This window comes from Mycolicibacterium vinylchloridicum (genome assembly GCF_013404075.1).
GTDB lineage: Bacteria > Actinomycetota > Actinomycetes > Mycobacteriales > Mycobacteriaceae > Mycobacterium > Mycobacterium vinylchloridicum.
In genome coordinates, this window is sequence record NZ_JACBJQ010000059.1 from 1 (window position 1) to 19,236 (window position 19,236).

Here is a 19,236-nt window from a genome sequence, read left to right on the forward strand (position 1 = left end):
CAGCAAATCCCGAGCCGATCAGAGCTCACCGACCGAACAGGAGGCCACCCCCGCGGCACTGACCGCCTGAACCATCACATCGAAGAATCACACGACGACGTCGTACACCACGCCCCTGGACTTGACCATGTCTGGGTGCACTGGCCGGAATCCGGCGCCGGAAACAAGGCCGAAGCGATGCTGCGAGTCCTCGACTCTCCGGTGACGGTCGAAACCCTGGGCCGGGCTCTGCAGTCCGCTGGTACCAGTGTGGTGTCCAGCCTCGGTAATACCCTCTCCGTCGATGACCGATTCGTCCGCGCTAGCCGGTACACCTGGGGGCTTCGCGGGTGGGGCCTCGATGAGTACAACGGCGTCGTGAGCGCAATTGGTCAACGCATTGATGCCGCCGGCGGGGCAGCTCCCGTGGCGGCAATCGTGGCCGACATTCTCGCTCACTATCCCGACGTCGCCGAATCGTCCATCCGAACCTACCTGTCCACCCTTGCCTTCATCGTGGAAAAGGGCATGGCGCGGCGGCGAACCGATGCCGACCAATGGCCACCCGTAGCGCCGCTGCGGACCGCCCGTGGCTGCTATCAACACGGTCCCAACGAGATTCGCGTCGTGATGACCGTCGATCGCGACCTGCTGCGGGGCTCCGGACGGCATGTCCCGCCGCCGGTCGCACACGCCGCCGGCGTCGACCCGGGCCAACGCGAGCACTTCACCGGGCCCGGCGGTGAGCTCACCCTTTTTTGGCGCCTCAGCTCAACTACAGGTGCCAGCTTCGGCTCGCTACGTTCCCAGGCCGCCGCCGTAGCAGCCACCGAGGGTGATGAGCTCGTGCTCGCCCTGCGCACCGACACCAGGTCATTCGACATGACCCGGATCCCATGCGGTGAGCCCCCGCGTGCGCGGCTGGCCAAGATGCTCGGACGCTCGGTGAGCGCCGGCCCGCTCACCGAGCTGGCCGAAGGACTGGACTGCACGCCCGGCGACGTCGTCGAGGTCCTGTCCGCCCGCGGCGATCACGAAGTGCTCAACCTGCTCGAAAGCGATGCCTTGGCGCGGTGCTAACCAAGCATGAGCCGCCTTACCGTGAACCCCAGAATCACTCACGGAAGGGACACGAAGGCGATGGCGGTCACCAACCGGCCCTACACGTTCGAGCTGGCCGCACTGGTTGTCAACGGCCAGGACATCGATGGGGTGCGAAAAGCCGCTGAGGTCAACGGCGTATCCCCTGCCGACCTCGACCGGGCGATCGCTGTTGTGCGCGTCCTGCAGCAGGGCGGTGAAGACCCCGACGACTTCGTGCTGCGGGAGTACATCCTCGATGGGTGGTTGCAGGGCTACCTACCGCTTGACGTCCAGCCCGGCGACCCGGTCCTGAACACTTGGCGTCTGGGCCAGCTCGCCGAAGCCCACTACAGCGGACGGTCATGACCGACACCGCCGCGGCGCCGTCGCCTGCCCGCACCGCTGCCGCACTGGCGGCAGCGGCATCCTCGATCACTCTCATCGCTTCGGCCTGCTCACCCTCGCCCTCGCACGCTGACACCGACATCGCCACGTCAGCTACGGTCTTGCGCGTGGTCGATGGTGATACGGCCGATGTCGTCGACGACACGCGAGGTCGTCTGCGTATCAGGATAATTGGCGTGGACAGCCCTGAGGTGCATAAGCCCGGATACAGTGTCGGCTGTTGGGGTCCGCAGGCCAGCGAGTTCGCCCGTGCCACCCTCACAGGGCAACGGGTTGCCATCGTCACCGATCCAAGTCAAGACGCCCACGATCGCTACGGCCGCACTTATCTGCACTAGTCAAGTTGAATGGGTGTGGATGCTGAGGAGCGCCAAGCGCTCGTGGATGACGGTGTTGATCCGGATGACCCGAGCGTTGTTGCCGCGATTGATTTGGTGCGGTGGGAGTCGTCGCTGCTTCTCGGTCAGGACGATTGACTGCTGAGCTCGTCGGCGAGGGCCTGAACGCGGGTGTTGATGTCGTCGCGGATGATTCGCATGCGCTGGATGCCGTCGATGCCGCGTAGGGAGGGTTCGTCGGTATCCCAGCGTTGAATGCGGGTGCCGGGGTGATTGTCGAGGTGGGCTTGGCTGCCGACGATGACGACCAGGTCGGCATCGTCGAGCATCTGGTCGGTCAGCTGGGTGGGCTGATGGCCGCTGATGTCGACGCCGACTTCGGCCAGCACCTGCGCCGAGAGGGTGTTGACCGCGGTCTTGGCGTGCGTGCCGGCCGAGGCGATGTGGATGTTGGGTGCGGAGAGGTGGCGCATGAGTCCGGCGGCCATGACTGATTTTCCGGCGTTACTGACGCAGACAAACAACACAGATGTCTCTGCCATAGTTGGTGTGTCCCTGGTGTTTTCGGGGTTATCGGGTGATGGGGACGTTCAGGTCGGCCAGTAGTCGGCGGACGCGTTCGTCGATGTCGTCGCGGATCGGGCGTACGGCGTCGAGGCCTTGGCCGGCGGGATCCGGGAGTTCCCAGTTCTCGTAGCGTTTTCCGGGGAAGATCGGGCAGGCGTCGCCGCAGCCCATGGTGATGACGACATCGGCGGCCTGGACGATTTCGTCGGTCCAGGGTTTGGGGTATTCACCGGTGATGTCGATCCCGACTTCGCGCATGGCTTCGATGGCGGCAGGGTTGATCTCGTTGCCGGGTTCGGACCCGCCCGACCAGGCGATCGCCTTGTCGCCGGCGTAGTGGGTGAAGAACCCCAGGGCCATTTGGGAGCGGCCGGCGTTGTGCGTGCAGAGGAACAGCACGGTCGGTTTGCCGTCGTTGATGTGGCCTTCAACCCTCGCGAGGGCGTGGAGGCGCTGGCGGGCGAATCGTTCGGCCAGCAGGGGCAGGAAGTTGGGAATGGTGGCGCGGCTGGCGAATTGGTCATATGAGGAGCAGAGAAACCGTTCGATGGTTTCGGTGCCGAACGTGTCGGCGAACTCAGATTCCAGCCGGGTGGCGGCGGATTTCAGCGCGAGTTGTTGGTCGATGGAAAGGTCACCGCGTAGCTGATGGGTCACGGGGCTGTCGGTCATGGTCGATCATTCCGTTCTCGTCGTCGAGCCGGTGGTGGGCAGGTGTTGGGAGGTGTGATGGTGGAACCGTTTCCGCAGGGCTAGTGAGACATAGACCAGGGCGACCAGTACCGGGACTTCGATGAGCGGCCCGACGACCCCGGCCAGGGCTTGTCCGGAGGTGGCGCCGTAGGTGGCGATCGCCACGGCGATGGCGAGTTCGAAGTTGTTGCCCGCCGCGGTGAACGCCAACGTGGTGGTCCGCTCGTAGCCGAGATCCAGCAGCGTGCCGAGGAGGTAACCGCCGCCCCACATGATGGCGAAATACGCCAGTAGCGGTAGCGCGATGCGGGCCACGTCCAAAGGCCGGTTGGTGATCTGATCACCTTGCAGGGCAAAGAGAATCACGATGGTGAACAGCAGCCCGTAGAGCGCCCACGGCCCGATCCGCGGCAAGAACTTCGACTCATACCAGTCGCGGCCCTTAGTGCGTTCGCCGATGCGCCGCGAGAGGTAGCCGGCGGCCAGTGGGATGCCGAGGAAGATGAGCACGGATTTGGCGATCTGCCACGGCGACGTGTCGATGGTGGTCTGCTCCAGGCCGAGCCAGCCGGGCAGCACGGAGAGGTAGAACCAGCCCAGCACGGCGAACATGATGACCTGGAAGATCGAGTTCAAGGCGACCAGGACGGCGGCGGCTTCACGGTCCCCGCAGGCCAGGTCGTTCCAGATGATGACCATGGCGATGCAGCGGGCCAACCCGACGATGATCAGGCCGGTGCGGTACTCGGGCAGATCCGGTAGCAGCAGCCAGGCCAGGGCGAACATCAACGCCGGGCCGAGCACCCAGTTCAACACCAGTGAGGAGAGCAGCAGTTTGCGGTCGCCGGTGGCGGTGTCGAGGCGGTCGTAGCGGACTTTAGCCAGCACTGGATACATCATGATCAACAACCCGAGCGCGATGGGCAGTGAAATGCCGTCGATCGCAACGTTTTCCAGCGCGGTGTTCAGGCCGGGGATCCAGCGCCCCAGCAGCAGCCCGGCGATCATGGCCGCGCCGATCCAGACCGGCAGGAACCGATCCAGGGTGGAGAGCTTGCCCACGACCGGCGGCGCGGTGGTGGTGTCGGTCATGCCGGCACCCCCGCCACCGTGTCGACGGAGGTCGCGCCCAGCAGGACGGTCAGGCTGGCCAGCGCATCGGGCACCACCGCGTAATACACCCACGACGCTCGACGCTCAGATGTCAGCAGGCCGGCGTCGCGCAGGACTTTGAGGTGATGGCTCACCGTGGGCTGGGAGACCTCCACCCCGACCGAGATGTCGCAGACGCAGGCCTCGCCGCCGGCGTGGCTGGCGATCGCCGAAAACAGCTGCAGCCGCACCGGATCGGCCAGGGCTTTGAGCTTGACCGCCATATCGATGGACTCAGCTGCTGTGAGGGGTTCGCGCAGCAGGGCCCCGGGTGGGCAGCACGTCTCGTCGACCTGAACCGATGATTTCGACATACATCAATATTGATACTCATCGAATCCATCGTCAAGTCGGGGTGGTCGATCGCGGAGGGCCCACCATCATGGCGATGGTGGGCCCTTGGTGCCGGGGGTTGGGGTCAGCAGCAGGACGTGGTCTTGGCCGTTTCGGGCTCGGCCTGTGCTGCGGCAGCGGTGCCGCCGCAGCAGACGTCACCACCCTGGTCAGCCTCGCCGCCGTCGAGCAGCTGGGGGCTGGTGCCGAACGTCTCGGAGTCGGCCAGCACGGTGTAGACCTCCCATTTCTCGCCGGCCGGGCCGGTGACCCAGACCTTGTCCTGGGTGGCAAAACAACAGGTGGTGCCGATCTCCTCGTCGGTGAACAGGCCTTCGCCGGTCAGTCGGGCGATCTCGGCGTGCACCTTGTCGCTGGATTCCACCTCGACACCGAGGTGGTTGATGGTGCCGCCCTTGCCGGGGTTTTCCAGCAGCACCAGCTTCAGCGGCGGCTCGGTCACCGCGAAGTTGGCGTAACCGGGCTTCACCTTGGCCGGGGAAATGCCAAACAGTTTGGTGTAGAACGTGATCGCCTCGTCGAGATCGTCGACGTTGAGCGCTAACTGAACACGGGACATGATCCACCTCCACTAGGGATAAGACATATATCGAACTGACGCGTCCCGCTCAGAATGCCACCTTTTCGATATATGTCAAGAATTGTGGCAGGATGGTTGTCATGCCCAAAGCGCTGCCCGTGATCGACATGTCCGCCCCGGTGTGCTGCGCCCCGGTGGCCGCCGGGCCGCTCAGCGACGCCGATGCCCTGGAGGTGGCGATGCGGCTGAAGGCGCTGGCCGACCCGGTACGGGTGAAGATCATGTCGCTGCTGTTCAGTTCGCGCCCCGGGGAGGAGACCAGCGGGCATCTGGCCGCGGTGCTCGATCTGGCCGAATCCACCGTGAGTCATCACCTCGGGCAGCTGCGTAAGGCCGGGCTGGTGATCTCCGATCGGCGCGGCATGAACGTTTTTCACCGGGTGAAACCCGAAGCCCTGCAAGCCCTGTGCGTGGTGCTCGACCCGAACTGCTGCACGTAGCCCAAGGGGTGCTGTCGGGGTTGCTTTCGAGGCGTGCGGTCACCGTGGTGAATAGCCCCGCGGCGGGCCGTCACGAGTGGCGCGGCGAAGGCCTATTCTCACGGCTTGCCCGCACAGCATGCGCAGTCAGGACCGCAGCAGGGGCAGTCGTCCATCGGCATCGCCATCATCGGCGCCATGGCCGCCATGTCGCACCACATCATCGCCGGGCGGGCGCCGCCGCGGGTGTATATCACCGCGGCGGGGTCGGCGCCGGTGACATCGAAATACACCTTGCCCGTGGCGGTGGCGCCCTCGGCGAGCGTCGCAGCGGGGATGCCGGCGGGGCTGGCCAGCTGCCACAACACCGGATAGCTGCGGTGATCGGTCCCCATCGCCTCGAAGCCGGGGATCACCGGGGTTACTGTGCCGTTGACGGCCCGCACGGATACCGTGGCCTCCCCACAACCGCCCGGCTAGCGGATAGCCGGGTGCGGGATCGGAGCTCGGGTGCAGGTCGGTCAACGTCGCGGTGGCAAATGCACCGTGCGTCGGAAACGGTCCGCGGCGCCTGGCGGCTGACCCGCCGGGCTGGGCTGGGCTGGGCCGTTACGAGCCCATCATTCCGCCACCGCCCATCATCCCGCCGCCCATCATGGGCCCCATCATGGCGGGCATGCCGTCGGTGACGAAGCCGGTGACTTCGGCGGCGTGGGCGCGGATGGCGTCGGTGAGGGCGGGATCGGTGGCTGTTTCTGTGACATCAACGCCGTTGGGGGTCAGGGTGATTCGGCGTTGGTAGTCGGTGGCTCGGCGGAACAGGGTGGGCAGGCTGGCGCTCATGCAGGTCACCTCGGCGCCTTGGCTGAGGTGGTCATACATGGAGGACACGTGGGCATGCAGTTGGGCGACGAGGTCGGGGGCGTCGGATTCGGTGGTGGTGCGGATCCCGCCCGGGATGTTCTCGACGGTGCGTCGCAGTTCGGTGTGGCGGGCGAACATGGTCATGTAGCGGTCCATGTCGGTGCCTGAGACTCCGCCCATCATGCCGGGTCCGTCGGCTCGGCCGGTGGGCATCCGAATGGTGGTCGTGCGCAACACATATGCCAAGGCGGCCACGGCCCCGGCTGCGCCGAGGATGGTCAGTGCGCCACGTCGAGGTATGTCGGTCATGTGCGGCTTCTTTCGTGAGAGTGTCCTGGCTCGAACACACCGCCGCCGTGTGCGTCAGCTGGTGGCGGTTTTGCGGGCAACGACGCGTTCGACCAGCCCGAGGGTGAACCGTTCGACGCGATCGATGTCGAGGTTGTTCGCCGCGCGCAGGTGCTGCAGGGGTCGGCGCAGGAAGTGTTCACCGCCCAGCGGCACGGTGACCAGCTCCAACAGTCGCTGCACAGCGCGGACTGGCGTGGTGTTGCTGCGGATGTGATCGGCCAGGATGAGCCGGCCGCCGGGGCGCAGCACTCGGGTCATTTCGGCGAGGGCTTGGGTGTGGTCGGGGATGGCGCACAGCCCGAAGGTGCACACCACAGTGTCGAAGCTGGCGTCGTCGAACCGCAGCTGGTGGGCGTCACCGTGTTGCAGGGTGGCGGGGTGGCCCAGCTCAGCGGCGCGTTGCCGGGCCAGCTCGAGCATGTGTTCGCTCCAGTCGATCCCGGTCAGGTTGACGGTGTCGGGGTAGAAGGGCAGGTTGAGGCCGGTGCCGATGGCGACCTCCAAGACGTCGCCGGTGGCTTGGCTGCAGACCCACTGGCGGGAGTCGCCGAACAGGTGGCGGTCGAAAAACCCGATCTCGCGGTCGTAGGTGCGGGATTTCTTGTCCCAGTACCGGTTCCAGCGGGCGCTGCGGTCATTCCGTGCGGGCATGGGTCACCTCGCGTCGGCGGTCAGACGTCTCGGATGCGTCCGATGTGGGGAACAAACCGGCCGACGGTTTCACAGTAGTCGCGGTAGGCCTGGCCGTGGGCCGTGTTGAGGTAGGGCTCTTCGACGACGCGGACCTGCAGTTCGATGGTCACCAGCAACACCAGGAAGGCGGCCAGGGCCAGCGGGTTGGGTGTCATCAGGGTGATCCCGGCGGCGAAGATCAGCATGGCGGTGAAGATGGGGTTGCGCACCCGCGCGAACACCCCATGGCGGACCAATGTGGTTGTCTCGCTGGGGTCGACGCCGATGCGCCACGATTGGCCCATGTCGTGTTGGGCGTAGAGGGTGGCGGCAATCCCCGCGATCGCCAACACGGTGCCGGTCGTCTGGATGGTTGGGGCCTGCAGGAGCGCAACGGGGGTGAGGATGCCGAGCAGTTGCAGCAGCGGCGCGGCCAGGCCGGCGAGGATAGCGGCGACGAACCCGGCGCCGGCGAACCATTCCAGCGATCCGGGGCGGCCGTGAATTCCGCGGAATCCGGTCGATCCGGTGTGGCGGTACTGGGTCCAGCTGCGCCACCCGAACCCCAGGGCAGCGAAGATCATGTAGAGGATCAGTGCGGTGATGGCCATCAGGGTGAAACCTCCCGTCCGGAATGGCCGCGGCTAGTTGGCGGCGAGGGCGTCGTCGAGCGCCTTGGTCAAGTCCTGGTAGCTGTGGGGTTGGATGCGGGTGTCGTTGAGGAAGAAGGTCGGTGTGCCTTGCACGCCCAGGGCGCGGCCGTCGGCGACGTCGAGCTGGATGCGTTCCACGGTGGCCGGATCGGCGTAGGCGGTGTCGAACGCAGCCAGGTCGAGGCCGAGTTCTGCGGCGAATCCGCGGAAGACCTCGTCGGCCGGGGTGCGCTGTTCACCCCATTGCGCCTGGGTGTCATACATCTTGCGATACATCGCCTCCAGGTGGCCTTGCTGGGCGGCGGCTTCCACCGCCCGGGCAGCCCGCTCGGCATTGACGTGGGCTTGCAGCGGGAAGTAGCGGATGACGAAGTTCACCCGGTCCCCGTACTCGGCCCGAGCCTGTTCGATCGCCGGGTAGACCGCCCGGCAGCCCTCGCATTCGAAGTCGAGGAACTCCACAAACGTCACCTGGCTGTCGGGCACCGAGTTCAGCCGGTGACTGTTTTCGCGCACCACCTGCCCCACCGCGCCGGGGTCGGGCAGCGCCGAGCCGGCCGCGCCGCGGTCACGCACCGACAGGTAGACCAGCACACCGATCGCCATGGCGGCGATGAGGAACGCGGTGAGCAAGATACGGCTGATGCGCGCCATTCAATATGCCCCTTTCTGGGCGTGAACGATTTGGAAGGGTCGGGCCCAGCTGCGGGCGGGCTGGCCGCTGGTGACGGTCAGGCCGTGGGCGGTGAACGCGTCGGCCAGGCCGGTGCCCAGCACGTCGCGGGCGTGGGGTCGCTCGGCGAACCGCATATAGCGATCGAAGACGGCGCGGGCGGTGGGTGGCGGGTCGAGGTCGACGGCGATGACCTGGCCGCCCGGGCGTAGCACGCGGCGGGTTTCATCGAGGGCGCGGTGGCGGGTCTCGGTAGGCAGTTCGTGCCAGCCGAACACGCTCATCACCACATCGAAAGTGCTGTCGCCGAACGGTAATGCCGCGGCGTCGCCGTGATGCAGCACCACAGTGCCGATCCCCGCGCGGGTGAGGCGGCGGCAGCCCACGGCCAGCATTTCCGGGGAGATGTCGAGCGAATCCACCCGTGTGGCCGGGGACTTGTCGGCGAGGAGGCGGGCGGCGTACCCGGTGCCGCCGCACAGTTCGAGCACCCGCCGCGGGTGCTGGTCGGCGACCAGTTGGGCCAGCCGATCGTGCGGACGCCCGGGGATGAACCGGTTACCGGCTTCGAACAGCGGCCCCGCGAGAGCGAATTTGAGCCGGTTGCGGCTCCAGCCTGCGGTCATGTCCGCAGCCGTTCACCGGTGATGATCGCGGCGGGTGATGTGTAGAGGCGTGGGGTGCTGGCGTATCGGTCGGCGCAGTCGGCCGAGCAGAACCACCAATCCCGGCCGCCGTGGTGGCGGTGAGCGGGTGCGGTCGCCGGGTCGATACGCATGCCGCAGACCGGGTCACGCGGATAACGGGCCGCGGCCAGCGCGATCCGGTGCAGTGGGACCGCGGTGGTGATATTGCGCAGCACCGGCGCACCGATCGGTGTGGTGGGCAACCCGATCCCGGTGGCCGCCGGCACGATCGCGTCGGTCACCACCGCGTCGCCGGCGCCGGCCAGGGCGGTGATGCGGGCGGCGATATTGACCGCATGCCCAAAGAAATCGCCGCCGCGACCGATGGCGGGCCCGTGGTGGCTGCCGGCCCGTATCGGCAGAAATCCGTCGGCAGCGGCCACCCGGTCGGCCAGGACGGTGATCGTGGCCATCATCTGGCTGGGGGTGGCGGCGGCCAGCATGACCGCATCCCCAATCGTCTTCACCACCTGCACCCCGGGCCCGACGGCGGCGTGGGCGAGGTCGGCCAGCCGCGCCGCCAACCACGCGGCCTCCCGATCGCCGCAGGCCTCGGTGAGCACGCTGTAGCCGGCCAAGTCGACGAAGGCCACCGTCACCTCCACCGTGGTGAAGTCAATGGTGGTGTCGGGCAACATCATCGGCCCCGCATCATCTGATGATCGCGGATGCGGCCGATCCACGGCAGGAAGCGGCCCACCGTAGCGGCGTAGTCGGTGTAGGCGCGGCCATGGACCCGGCGCAGATAGGGTTCCTCCACCCCACGCACCTGCACCTCGATCCCGACGACCGCGATCACCAGCCCGGCGATCGCCACCAGGTTGCCCACCATCAGAGCCAGGCCGATCAAGGTGGCCAGCAGCGCGGTGAAGATCGGGTTGCGCACCAACGCGAACGGGCCGGTGGTAACCAGCTCGGTGGTTTCGGTGTCGTCGACCCCGATCCGCCACGACGCCCCCAACCCCAACTGCGCGACCAAGGTCAGCACGATCCCGCCGGCCACGACCACGACCCCGAACCCCTGCACCCATCCGCGGTCGAAAACGCCCAGGGCAGACAGGCCGGCCAGGGCGGCGGCCGGTGCCCCGACCCCCACCAGCAGATACCCCACATCGGCGACCGCCAGCGCCCACCACTCCAGCGTCGGCTCGGGGCGCCAACCGCGCCGGTTGCCGCTGTCGCCGGTGCGGGCCAGCTGAATCCGGCGCCGCCACGCCCCGATCACCAGCATCAACACCACAAACAAGCCCAGCGCCGCATAGGCCATCGCGCACGCTCCCTTCCCGGCCGGCTTGACTAAACCCACCCCGGCATCGTTGCTTGGCGATGTTGCCCGGCTTGACCGATCAATGATGTGTGACGCTATCATCGTCGTGTGGCGATGAAAAGTGGTGTGGTCGAGGCCCCGGTGTGCGGGAGCTTGGATGCGGCGACGGCGTTGTTTCACAGCCTGTCCGATGGCACCCGGTTGGCGATCCTGCGCCGCCTGGCCGTAAGTGAGGCCCGGGTGGTGGATCTGACCGGCGAGCTGGGGTTGGCGCAGTCGACGGTGTCGGCGCATCTGGCCTGCCTGCGCGACTGCGGCCTGGTCGATTACCGGCCGCAGGGCCGGGCCTCGGTGTACCGACTGGCCCGCCCGGAACTGTTGGAGATGTTTCGCGCCGCCGAAGCGGTCCTGGAGGCCACCGGCAACGCGGTCGCGTTGTGCCCCAACTACGGCCACCCCACCACGCGGAAGAAGGCAACACGATGAGCGAGGCGTGCGGCTGCGGCAACGACGACCGCGACGAGGACGAACGCGAACCCGAACGGCTCTGGGAGGTCAGCGAACTGCGCGCCGCCGCCGCGGCCGGGGTGCTGCTGCTGGCCGGCTACGTCGTGGGCTGGGCCGACGGGCCGCGGCCGGTCGAGACCGGCCTGTACGCGCTGGCGTTGGCGGTCGGGGCTGCGACGTTCGTGCCCTCCACCCTGCGGCGGCTGGCCAAAGGCCAGATCGGGGTCGGCACGCTGATGACGATCGCCGCCGTCGGTGCGGTGATCCTCGGCGAGGTCGGCGAGGCCGCCATGCTGGCGTTCCTGTTCTCCATCAGCGAGGGCCTCGAAGAATACTCACTGGCCCGCACCCGCCGCGGCCTGCGCGCGTTGCTGTCCCTGGTCCCCGATCAGGCCACCGTCCTGCGCAACGGCACCGAAACCACCATCACCCCAAGCGAGTTGCGGGTCGGCGATCGGATGCTGGTCAAACCCGGCGAACGCCTGGCCACCGACGGCACCATCGTGTCGGGGCGCACCGCCCTGGATGTTTCGGCGATCACCGGCGAATCCGTACCGGTGGAAGCCGGGCCCGGTGATGAGGTGTTCGCCGGGTCGATCAACGGCACCGGCGTGCTGGAGGTCGAGGTCACCAGCACCGCCGCGGATAACTCGCTGGCCCGGATCGTGGCGATCGTGGAAGCCGAGCAGTCCCGTAAAGGTGACGCCCAGCGCCTGGCCGACCGGATCGCCAAACCCCTGGTGCCGGCGATCATGGTGGCCGCCGCCCTGATCGCTGCCATCGGGTCCGTGCTGGGTGATCCGTTGGTGTGGATCGAACGGGCCCTGGTCGTGTTAGTGGCGGCGTCGCCGTGTGCCCTGGCGATTTCGGTGCCGGTGACCGTGGTCGCCGCGATCGGCGCGGCCAGCAAGCTCGGTGTCCTGGTCAAAGGCGGGGCCGCGCTGGAAGCCCTCGGCGCGGTGCGCACCATCGCGCTGGATAAGACCGGCACCTTGACCGCCAACAAGCCTACAGTGATCGAGGTGGCCACCACCAACGGCGCCACCCGCGAACAGGTGCTCGACGTGGCGGCCGGGTTGGAGGCGCGCAGCGAACATCCCTTGGCCGCAGCGATTCTCGCCGCCACCGATGGCCCGGTCCGCCCGGCCGAGGATGTCGAGGCGGTCACCGGTGCCGGGCTGACCGGCCACCGCGATGGCCGCCGGTTGCGGCTGGGGCGGCCCGGCTGGCTCGATGCCGGCCCGCTGGCCGACCAGGTCGCGGCCATGCAGGCGGCCGGGGCCACCGCGGTCCTCGTCGAAGACCACGACCAGCTGATCGGCGCGATCGCGGTGCGCGACGAACTGCGCCCCGAAGCCGCCCAGGTGGTCGCGGCGTTGCGCCGCGGCGGGTATCGGGTGGCGATGTTGACCGGCGACAACTCAGCGACCGCCACCGCACTGGCCACACAGGTCGGGATCGACGCCGTGCATGCCGACCTGCGACCCGAAGATAAAGCCACCCTGATCGCTCAACTGCGCCAACAATCTTCGACCGCCATGGTCGGTGACGGGGTCAACGACGCTCCCGCTCTGGCCACCGCCGACCTGGGCATCGCCATGGGGGCGATGGGCACCGACGTGGCCATCGAAACCGCTGACGTCGCCCTCATGGGTGAAGACCTGCGCCACCTCACCCAAGCCCTCGCCCACGCGCGGCGCGCCCGGCGCATCATGCTGCAAAACGTCGGCCTATCCCTCGGACTGATCACGATACTCATCCCGCTCGCTCTCACCGGAGTACTCGGACTGGCAGCCGTCGTGGCCGTGCACGAACTCGCTGAAATCGTCGTCATCGCCAACGGAGTGCGCGCGGGCCGCACCAAACCCCTCGGCGAGGCTACGGCTGCCGCACGGGACGGTGTTCGGGTCGCTGCGGCCACTGGCTAACGAGAAAGACGTCAGAAGGGCGGAGCGTTGCTTCTGGCCGTCAGGATGTGTGCGGGACAATGAGTTCCGGTGATGCTTCGGTTAAGGCTGCCAGTCTCGCCGCCTTGCGGTCGGCGTGCTCGATGGTGATGCGTAGTTGGTTAACGTCGCCCAGCCACTTGTTCTTTTGGGCTTCGTCTACTTGGGCGCGAAGGTTGTCGCGAATGGCGTCGAGCCTTGCAGCCTGGGTCGGTTCGACTTCGCAGAAATCACATCGGAGGCAGGCGTGTTCGTGGGTGCAGTCAGATCCGTAGGGTCGGTGGCAGTTGCCGAGCGCGATCTTGCGCTGCCCGAAGTGTTGGATGAATTCGTCCCATTCGGCTTGCGTGGGCTCACGGTACTCGGCCGACGGCCGCGCCTGTCTGCGGTTGTCGATAAAGCGGTCGTACGCCTCGAAGACATCTTTCTGATAGACAGCGGTGTAGCCGCGGGTGACCTCGATGTTGTTGTGGCCCACAATCTGTGCGGCCAGGTGGATGGGAAAGCCGGCGTTGACGATGTCGGTAATGAAGATCCGGCGGAAGTCATGGGGCGTGAAGTGCAGCGCCGTACCGTCGGTGTCCGTCAAAGCCATGTTGTTGGCGAGTTCGGACAACCATTTTCGGATTGTGCATTGGTTGATGACCCGTGACCGGCCGCCCTCGCGGATCTGAATCAGATGCGGCAGCGGCGCCGACACCTGGCGTTCCTGTGTGTCGATGCGGCAGCACAGGGGGACGCGGCCGTCAATGCTGATGAACTCGACCAGTCGCGCCAAGGTGGTGGTCAACTCTGGGCAGCAGGGAAATATCCGCTCTTGATCGGTCTTGCTGGGCGCGATCTGTAGGAGCGGGATTACCGTGCCATCGGGCTTGCGGTACTGCTTGACGCTCAGATGGGTCAGTTCGAGCATCTCTTCGATCCGGATACCGGTGTGGCGCAGAATTTCGATGATCGTCCAGGTCATGAAGGCGCGGGTGACGGTGTAGGGGATGTCGACTCGCTTCTCCGTTCCATCTTGCAGGGCATTGATGCGCACTCGATCGGCCTGCTTGCCCGATGCGTGCTTGATGTAGGTGCTCCCCTGCACGGCGAAGGGTTCGCCGACCGGCGCGGTCTTGGAGATGTCTTGCAACTCGGTGGCCTGCAGATAGGCGCGGTGGGCTGCGGCGACGAGTGCATCGATGTGCGGGGCGAGCGTGCGGGTGCGTGCTTGCATGCGATGCGCCCGCTGGGCCCGGCGCTTCTGCTGCCCTCGTACGTCGCGGATGCTGACCGGACATGAGACAGCCCAATGTGCCCACGTCGAGGGATCCTCGTGGGCCCAGGCGGCCACGTCGAGGTAGAAGCTGCGGACTGCTCCGAGGATGCTCTCGGCGTGGCGGCGCGGTGTGCCGTCCGGTTTGGTGCGCAACCACTCTTTCCACTCGGCTGCTTGAGCTTTGGTCAGGCTGATCGTGTCGATGCCGGGATTGGCGTCTTCGATGGGCTTCCAGAACAGCTTCACGAGGTTTCGGCTGGTGCCGTCGAGGCTGGCGTAGTCCTGGCCGACGGCGATCTCAGCGAGGTAGGCGATTAGAAGCCTGCGAACGCTGGGGGCTCGCACGTCGAAGCGGTCGACCAGTTCGGTGGGAGTGAGGCGTTTGGCGATGAGATAACGCCGTAGATCGTCGGCTTCGCCGGCGAAGAGTCCGCCGCGGCGGCCGTAATGCCACATGGCGTGAAGGTCGCCCGGCATCCTGCCTGTCGAGGTCAGAAAGTCTCGATAGGCCAACACGTGGCGGCTGTGCAGCTCGGTGATCGGCAGTCCGTTGACGATGCTGATGCGTACCAGGTGGGTGACGGTTCGCCATTTCTTCACTTCGGGTGCGCCTTCCTGCTGCGCGGCGGCGAAGTAGCGATCCCAGGCCTCTGGTTCGTGGGTGGTTGTCCAGTCGCGGTAGAAACGGGCCTGCTTGTTCTCGATCAGCCAGTCGTAGCCCGGGCGAATGACGCCGAGCAGAATGAGTGCGTTGATGGACAGCCGTGCTCCGAGCCGTGTGTGCGATCCTGTCGACAAGGCGGGACACCACGCCTTCGGCTGGTTGTCGGAATCGCTGGCAATCCAACGATCTTGATAGCATTCGCCGGCGTAGCCCTCAAGCCAGTCCAGCAACCTGCTCAGCCAGAGTCGGGCGCCGCTGCGGGCTTCCGCCTCACTGCGGTACTTCTCACTCATCCGCGCCATCACCAGTGGAAGCCCGGCGGTGATGGTGCGCTCGCGCTCCGTGGCGGTGACGGTGTTTCCGAACCACGGATGGTCCTCGGGGGTCGGCGACAGCGGCGGCAACACCTCGACGGGGTGGTTAGCGAACGCGGACGAACTCTGCATTGACTGTGCACGAGTGAGAACCCGCGGCATCAGGAGTCCCGCCCGAACAGCACGTGGAGGTCTTCTGCGGCATAGCCTTTCGCTGGGGCGGGTGGAGGTGCAGGTGGCCGGTTCCAGTGTTGGTCGAGTTTGTCGATGAGTTCGGTGACGCTGGGTCGCAGGTAGCGGGTGGTGCTGGCGATCGATGCGTGCCGCATCAGCTCCTGCATCTCCGCGATGGTCATGTTCTCGTCCTGGGCGAGACGCATGCAGAAAGTGTGTCGGAAATCGTGCATCGTGAAGTTGGACCCGAGCAGCGCGTTACTGCGCTCGAGGATCTGTCGCATGGCCCAATAGCTCAGGGGCCGTGGAGTGCCCCGCAATGTCATCCAGACCGACTCTTCCGGCGGCCCTGCGGGGCGCTCAGCAAGGTAGCGGGCGATCCAGAGATACGCGGCGGGACTGATACGGACCAAAACCCGACTTCCGTTGCCGCCCTTCGGGATTATGTCGGCCGTATGGTCGGCAGCATGGAGCATCCCGCGGCGCATGCTGAGCAGTTCACTGGCGCGCAGTCCAGAGGAAATCGCCGTGGCGACGATGGCGCGGTCCCGGTTGGTTCTCAGCGAGGTGAATACCTCCTCGTACAGGGCGTCGCTGAGCGCGCGCGGCGCACGGTCCACCAGCTTCTGCCGATAAGGCGCACGCTTCTCAGGTCGCGGACTGTCGAAGTGTTGACGGTGCGCATCGAGCCTGGTGAGGTCGGCGCGCGATTTCGGTACCGGATTGATGAGCGGCCCCAGATCTGATTCGAGGGCGAACTCGTAGAAGCCGCTCAGCGAGGAGAGCCGGCGATTCATCGACGACCGCGTGTACGAGGATTCCAGGTACGGCTTCCCGGTGCGCTCGTTAACAGAACCGGGAGTTGGTCGGTGACTATCCGAACTCGACGAGCTGCGTCGTCGTTGAGGATTCTCCCGGCACCGGTACCACCGCACCCAGTCCCGGACTTCAGCCCGGGTTGCCTGCGCCCATGAAACCTGAAGTACGCCAAGGAACCGAGTCCAACTCAGGAGGTCGTACGCATACGCCCGCAACGTTGCAGGCGAGCAGTCGCTTGCATCGAGGTCAGCCAACCAAACATTGACATGGTCGACACCGGCACCGGACCCATCAACCATCCGCCACGGCAACGAGCCGGTGTCGCCGCGCAAGACCGCACCGACCCTTGGCACATCGAGAGTTTCGACTGGTCTCGGTTCGATTCCATCGTCCATCGCAGCCCCTGGTCTGGAAGGTCAATCTGCTTGGAGGCTAAACGCACCGACCGACAAGCTGGGATTGCACAGCCCCAAGTGGTGGACCCCCAAGTGCAGTTAACCGCACACTCGCTTACCTCGATAAACCAGGCGGATGGGACTTTTCGGTGGAGGCCGCCCGCGCCGGGGCGGCCCGGACCTACATCTACGACCACCGCCCGGCGGCCCGCACCCCGCAGATCGAAGCTGCAGAACGTGAAGCCCGCCAAGCCGGCCGCGGACTGTGGGGGCCACCCTGCAACGGCCACACCGAATCCGTTCCGGTCAAATAGCGCAACCAACAACGGGATTCGCGCTCATCAGCACACCCCTGACGTAACGGATCGCAGCCCCCACCCTTGGCGGACGCGCCTTCGGCGTGACTGATACGCCGTTGTTTTGCCTTCTGGCCCACTCATTTTGTGGCCGCGTCTTGGCCGCGGAAGGCCATCGGCCTCCGCTACGCTCCGGGCCCTGCGGGCTCGCAGAACTTTTCCCAAACGTGTTCGCTGCGCTCACGGGAAAACTTCTGCGCCCGAGACCTTCTCGCTCACCTGCGCCGCTGGCCACCCATTCGTTTTCGCCAGACGGCAAAAGAACGGGCGGCCCGACCCGGGGTGCCCGCGTTAACGAGGAAGGTCACCAACCATGTCAACCACCACCGACACCACCACCGAGCAGGTCGCCGGGTCCGTCGAGTACATCGACCCCCAGGTCCTGGAGCTTGAAGCCAACGTCCGCGATGAGGTTCAGCTCGACAAGGACTTCCTGGCCAGCCTGCGCGAGCTGGGCGTCATCGTGCCCATTCTCGCCGTGCGCGACGAGCAGGGGCGCACCTACGTCCGCGAAGGCCAGTGCCGCACCCTCGGTGCCCGCGAGGTCGGCCTGACCAGCGTCCCGGTATACGTCCTGCCTGCGGGAGCCACCGACGAGGACACCGCCACCGTCGAGCGGATCGTGCAGCAGATGGTCGCCAACGATCGACGCACGGGACTGACCAACTCCCAGCGCGCCCGCGCCATCCAGCAGATGCTCGACACCGGCATGTCGGCCACCAAGGTCGCCAGGAAACTGTCGATGCGCCGCGAAGACGTGAAAGCCGCTGGCGCAGCGTCGAAATCGGCAACGGCGATGGACGCGCTCGATGGCGGGCAGCTCGACTTCACCCAGGCCGAAGTGCTGGCCGAGTTCGAACACGACGCCGATGCGGTCCAGCGCCTCGTGCGTGCAGCCCACTTCGGGGGCTCCAGCTTCGAGCATGCCGTCTCCGCCCTGCGCTCGGAGCGTGAGATCAATGTGCTGATCTCCGAAGCGGAAAAGCAGTACACCGAGCGCGGCTACACCATCCTCGACAGTCGACCGTTCTGGTCGGACCTGGCGGCGGTGAGCGTCGAGTACCTGCGCACCGGCGACGATGAACGACTCCCCGACGACTTCGAGAAGCAGCCCGAGCACTGGGCGGTGTACCTCACCGATGACTGCGCCTACGTCGACAAGACCACCGGCGAAGAGGTCGATGAGCGCGACATCGATTGGGACACCGAGCACGACGACGAGGCCGAGGCCGCCGAAGGACTGCGCCCCGCGGCGACCATCACGGAGAAGACCGTCATCGTTCCCGAGTGGTACTGCCTGAACTACGCGGCAGCCGGTCTCGCACTGGCACCATCGCTGCAGAACGTCGCAGCCCGCCAAGCCGGGACTGTGATCGAGGGCGGCGATGACAGCCCCGAGGCCATCGCCGAGCGGGAGGCCGCGCAGCAGGAGGCCGAGCGCCGCGAGCGGCGCAAGGTGTTGGTGCTCAACCGTTTGGGTGATGCGGCCGAGAGTGTCCGGCGCGATTACGTGACCAAGCTGTTGGCGCGCAAGACCGCACCCAAGGGTGCCGCGACCTTTGTCGCGCACTGCCTGACCCGCGATCCGTACATCCTCAGCCAGAACCACGGGTCGGGCCTGACCGCCGAGCTGCTGGGCGTGAAGGATGAGCGCGCGGTGCGCGCCATGGTGAACGACTTCTCGACCAACATCGACGCCCGCGCCCAAGTGATCAGCCTGGCCGTGGTCCTCGGGGCCTTGGAGGCCCGTACCGACAAGAGCGCTTGGCGCAACGCCCGCAGCGGCATCACCGGTACCGCGTCCTACATCGCCTCCACCGTGGGTTCGGATGCCTACCTGCAGTTCCTCATCGACAGCGGGTACCAGCCCAGCGAAATCGAGAAGGTCATCGTCGGCCAGCGCACCGCCGACGACGTGTACGACGAGGCGACCCAGGAGGGCTGACCGCCAGAGATGGTGGGGGCGGCCAGCCCCCACCACCGTCAGCTCTCGACATCACTGCCGCGCAACCCTATTCACCGTTTGGAGATGAGTCGATGACCGCCGTCCAAGACGAGCTGTTC

At 66.4% G+C, this 19,236-nt stretch carries 21 protein-coding genes and 3 pseudogenes; 8 read left to right on the forward strand and 16 right to left on the reverse strand.

Annotated features, from left to right (window positions below; translation table 11 throughout):
- The 3 genes and pseudogenes from HPC46_RS28920 to HPC46_RS28930 form a co-directional block, all read left to right on the forward strand.
- Window positions 1-1,059 (forward strand): annotated as a pseudogene (locus HPC46_RS28920) (hypothetical protein); the annotation flags it as partial.
- A gap of 60 nt (window positions 1,060-1,119) precedes the next feature.
- Window positions 1,120-1,428 (forward strand): hypothetical protein, encoded by a 309-nt coding sequence (locus HPC46_RS28925; RefSeq protein WP_233716829.1) that lies wholly within the window; start codon window positions 1,120-1,122, stop codon window positions 1,426-1,428.
- Window positions 1,425-1,805 (forward strand): thermonuclease family protein, encoded by a 381-nt coding sequence (locus tag HPC46_RS28930; RefSeq protein WP_179475583.1) that lies wholly within the window; start codon window positions 1,425-1,427, stop codon window positions 1,803-1,805. The genes HPC46_RS28925 and HPC46_RS28930 overlap by 4 nt, the downstream gene beginning before the upstream one ends.
- A 125-nt stretch (window positions 1,806-1,930) precedes the next feature.
- Here the strand turns inward: HPC46_RS28930 and HPC46_RS28935 are convergent, their stop codons facing one another.
- The 5 genes from HPC46_RS28935 to HPC46_RS28955 all read right to left on the reverse strand — a co-directional run bounded on the left by HPC46_RS28935 (window position 1,931) and on the right by HPC46_RS28955 (window position 5,130).
- A complete protein-coding gene (locus tag HPC46_RS28935) occupies window positions 1,931-2,347 on the reverse strand; it encodes an arsenate-mycothiol transferase ArsC (protein ID WP_067085895.1) in 417 nt (138 codons plus the stop codon).
- A 28-nt stretch (window positions 2,348-2,375) separates the two neighbouring features.
- Window positions 2,376-3,044 (reverse strand): arsenate reductase ArsC, encoded by a 669-nt coding sequence (locus HPC46_RS28940; RefSeq protein WP_067085892.1) that lies wholly within the window; start codon window positions 3,042-3,044, stop codon window positions 2,376-2,378.
- A 6-nt stretch (window positions 3,045-3,050) separates the two neighbouring features.
- Window positions 3,051-4,157 carry an ACR3 family arsenite efflux transporter gene (gene arsB / locus HPC46_RS28945; protein ID WP_067085889.1) on the reverse strand — a complete coding sequence of 369 codons (1,107 nt, stop codon included), beginning with the start codon at window positions 4,155-4,157 and terminating at the stop codon, window positions 3,051-3,053.
- Window positions 4,154-4,531 carry an ArsR/SmtB family transcription factor gene (locus HPC46_RS28950; protein WP_067085886.1) on the reverse strand — a complete coding sequence of 126 codons (378 nt, stop codon included), beginning with the start codon at window positions 4,529-4,531 and terminating at the stop codon, window positions 4,154-4,156. Before HPC46_RS28950 ends, arsB begins: the two co-directional genes overlap by 4 nt.
- A gap of 104 nt (window positions 4,532-4,635) precedes the next feature.
- Window positions 4,636-5,130: an ArsI/CadI family heavy metal resistance metalloenzyme gene (locus HPC46_RS28955; RefSeq protein ID WP_067085884.1), complete on the reverse strand. Its 495-nt coding sequence runs from the start codon at window positions 5,128-5,130 to the stop codon at window positions 4,636-4,638.
- Window positions 5,131-5,231: 101 nt separating this feature from the next.
- Between HPC46_RS28955 and HPC46_RS28960 the strand changes: the two genes are divergently transcribed.
- Window positions 5,232-5,591 (forward strand): Rv2640c family ArsR-like transcriptional regulator, encoded by a 360-nt coding sequence (locus HPC46_RS28960; RefSeq protein WP_067085972.1) that lies wholly within the window; start codon window positions 5,232-5,234, stop codon window positions 5,589-5,591.
- A 98-nt stretch (window positions 5,592-5,689) separates the two neighbouring features.
- Here the strand turns inward: HPC46_RS28960 and HPC46_RS28965 are convergent.
- The 8 genes and pseudogenes from HPC46_RS28965 to HPC46_RS29000 all read right to left on the reverse strand — a co-directional run bounded on the left by HPC46_RS28965 (window position 5,690) and on the right by HPC46_RS29000 (window position 10,775).
- Window positions 5,690-6,095 (reverse strand): annotated as a pseudogene (locus HPC46_RS28965) (DUF1942 domain-containing protein).
- 84 nt (window positions 6,096-6,179) lie between these two features.
- Window positions 6,180-6,743, reverse strand: coding sequence for a hypothetical protein (locus tag HPC46_RS28970; RefSeq protein WP_067085879.1), 564 nt, complete (start codon window positions 6,741-6,743; stop codon window positions 6,180-6,182).
- A gap of 54 nt (window positions 6,744-6,797) precedes the next feature.
- Entirely contained in the window at window positions 6,798-7,436 is a 639-nt protein-coding gene (locus HPC46_RS28975; RefSeq protein WP_067085877.1) for a class I SAM-dependent methyltransferase, read from the reverse strand.
- 20 nt (window positions 7,437-7,456) lie between these two features.
- Entirely contained in the window at window positions 7,457-8,068 is a 612-nt protein-coding gene (locus tag HPC46_RS28980) for a methyltransferase family protein (RefSeq protein ID WP_067085876.1), read from the reverse strand.
- A gap of 33 nt (window positions 8,069-8,101) precedes the next feature.
- Entirely contained in the window at window positions 8,102-8,764 is a 663-nt protein-coding gene (locus HPC46_RS28985) for a DsbA family protein (protein WP_067085874.1), read from the reverse strand.
- A complete protein-coding gene (locus HPC46_RS28990; RefSeq protein ID WP_067085872.1) occupies window positions 8,765-9,409 on the reverse strand; it encodes a class I SAM-dependent methyltransferase in 645 nt (214 codons plus the stop codon).
- Window positions 9,406-10,110, reverse strand: coding sequence for an adenylate/guanylate cyclase domain-containing protein (locus tag HPC46_RS28995; RefSeq protein ID WP_067085869.1), 705 nt, complete (start codon window positions 10,108-10,110; stop codon window positions 9,406-9,408). Before HPC46_RS28995 ends, HPC46_RS28990 begins: the two co-directional genes overlap by 4 nt.
- Window positions 10,107-10,775 (reverse strand): methyltransferase family protein, encoded by a 669-nt coding sequence (locus HPC46_RS29000; protein ID WP_231983399.1) that lies wholly within the window; start codon window positions 10,773-10,775, stop codon window positions 10,107-10,109. The genes HPC46_RS28995 and HPC46_RS29000 overlap by 4 nt, the downstream gene beginning before the upstream one ends.
- A 75-nt stretch (window positions 10,776-10,850) precedes the next feature.
- Between HPC46_RS29000 and HPC46_RS29005 the strand changes: the two genes are divergently transcribed.
- The gene (locus HPC46_RS29005; protein ID WP_067085968.1) at window positions 10,851-11,222 is read left to right on the forward strand and encodes an ArsR/SmtB family transcription factor; all 372 of its coding nucleotides are present in this window, start codon (window positions 10,851-10,853) and stop codon (window positions 11,220-11,222) included.
- The gene (locus tag HPC46_RS29010; RefSeq protein ID WP_067085859.1) at window positions 11,219-13,171 is read left to right on the forward strand and encodes a heavy metal translocating P-type ATPase; all 1,953 of its coding nucleotides are present in this window, start codon (window positions 11,219-11,221) and stop codon (window positions 13,169-13,171) included. Before HPC46_RS29005 ends, HPC46_RS29010 begins: the two co-directional genes overlap by 4 nt.
- Window positions 13,172-13,211: 40 nt before the next feature.
- Here HPC46_RS29010 and HPC46_RS29015 read toward each other — a convergent pair whose 3' ends face one another.
- From HPC46_RS29015 to HPC46_RS35225, 3 genes and pseudogenes are all read right to left on the reverse strand, one after another.
- Window positions 13,212-15,560, reverse strand: coding sequence for a tyrosine-type recombinase/integrase (locus HPC46_RS29015; RefSeq protein WP_233716831.1), 2,349 nt, complete (start codon window positions 15,558-15,560; stop codon window positions 13,212-13,214).
- A gap of 29 nt (window positions 15,561-15,589) precedes the next feature.
- Window positions 15,590-16,399, reverse strand: coding sequence for a tyrosine-type recombinase/integrase (locus tag HPC46_RS29020; RefSeq protein WP_233716833.1), 810 nt, complete (start codon window positions 16,397-16,399; stop codon window positions 15,590-15,592).
- 117 nt (window positions 16,400-16,516) lie between these two features.
- Window positions 16,517-16,816, reverse strand: a pseudogene (locus HPC46_RS35225) (site-specific integrase); the annotation flags it as partial.
- A gap of 149 nt (window positions 16,817-16,965) precedes the next feature.
- On the opposite strand from HPC46_RS35225, the gene HPC46_RS29025 reads away from it, so the two are divergent.
- Both HPC46_RS29025 and HPC46_RS29030 read left to right on the forward strand, forming a co-directional pair.
- Window positions 16,966-17,130: a thermonuclease family protein gene (locus HPC46_RS29025; protein ID WP_325096820.1), complete on the forward strand. Its 165-nt coding sequence runs from the start codon at window positions 16,966-16,968 to the stop codon at window positions 17,128-17,130.
- A gap of 355 nt (window positions 17,131-17,485) precedes the next feature.
- Window positions 17,486-19,117, forward strand: coding sequence for a ParB/RepB/Spo0J family partition protein (locus HPC46_RS29030; protein ID WP_179475586.1), 1,632 nt, complete (start codon window positions 17,486-17,488; stop codon window positions 19,115-19,117).
- The last annotated feature ends 119 nt before the right edge of the window (window positions 19,118-19,236 follow it).

Coding starts and splice junctions, on each gene's coding strand:
- HPC46_RS28925 (WP_233716829.1), top strand. CDS start 1,120: ATGGCGGTCACCAACCGGCCCTACACGTTCGAGCTGGCCGCACTGGTT.
- HPC46_RS28930 (WP_179475583.1), top strand. CDS start 1,425: ATGACCGACACCGCCGCGGCGCCGTCGCCTGCCCGCACCGCTGCCGCA.
- HPC46_RS28935 (WP_067085895.1), bottom strand. CDS start 2,347: ATGGCAGAGACATCTGTGTTGTTTGTCTGCGTCAGTAACGCCGGAAAA.
- HPC46_RS28940 (WP_067085892.1), bottom strand. CDS start 3,044: ATGACCGACAGCCCCGTGACCCATCAGCTACGCGGTGACCTTTCCATC.
- arsB (WP_067085889.1), bottom strand. CDS start 4,157: ATGACCGACACCACCACCGCGCCGCCGGTCGTGGGCAAGCTCTCCACC.
- HPC46_RS28950 (WP_067085886.1), bottom strand. CDS start 4,531: ATGTCGAAATCATCGGTTCAGGTCGACGAGACGTGCTGCCCACCCGGG.
- HPC46_RS28955 (WP_067085884.1), bottom strand. CDS start 5,130: ATGTCCCGTGTTCAGTTAGCGCTCAACGTCGACGATCTCGACGAGGCG.
- HPC46_RS28960 (WP_067085972.1), top strand. CDS start 5,232: ATGCCCAAAGCGCTGCCCGTGATCGACATGTCCGCCCCGGTGTGCTGC.
- HPC46_RS28970 (WP_067085879.1), bottom strand. CDS start 6,743: ATGACCGACATACCTCGACGTGGCGCACTGACCATCCTCGGCGCAGCC.
- HPC46_RS28975 (WP_067085877.1), bottom strand. CDS start 7,436: ATGCCCGCACGGAATGACCGCAGCGCCCGCTGGAACCGGTACTGGGAC.
- HPC46_RS28980 (WP_067085876.1), bottom strand. CDS start 8,068: ATGGCCATCACCGCACTGATCCTCTACATGATCTTCGCTGCCCTGGGG.
- HPC46_RS28985 (WP_067085874.1), bottom strand. CDS start 8,764: ATGGCGCGCATCAGCCGTATCTTGCTCACCGCGTTCCTCATCGCCGCC.
- HPC46_RS28990 (WP_067085872.1), bottom strand. CDS start 9,409: ATGACCGCAGGCTGGAGCCGCAACCGGCTCAAATTCGCTCTCGCGGGG.
- HPC46_RS28995 (WP_067085869.1), bottom strand. CDS start 10,110: ATGATGTTGCCCGACACCACCATTGACTTCACCACGGTGGAGGTGACG.
- HPC46_RS29005 (WP_067085968.1), top strand. CDS start 10,851: ATGAAAAGTGGTGTGGTCGAGGCCCCGGTGTGCGGGAGCTTGGATGCG.
- HPC46_RS29010 (WP_067085859.1), top strand. CDS start 11,219: ATGAGCGAGGCGTGCGGCTGCGGCAACGACGACCGCGACGAGGACGAA.
- HPC46_RS29015 (WP_233716831.1), bottom strand. CDS start 15,560: ATGCAGAGTTCGTCCGCGTTCGCTAACCACCCCGTCGAGGTGTTGCCG.
- HPC46_RS29020 (WP_233716833.1), bottom strand. CDS start 16,399: ATGAATCGCCGGCTCTCCTCGCTGAGCGGCTTCTACGAGTTCGCCCTC.
- HPC46_RS29030 (WP_179475586.1), top strand. CDS start 17,486: ATGTCAACCACCACCGACACCACCACCGAGCAGGTCGCCGGGTCCGTC.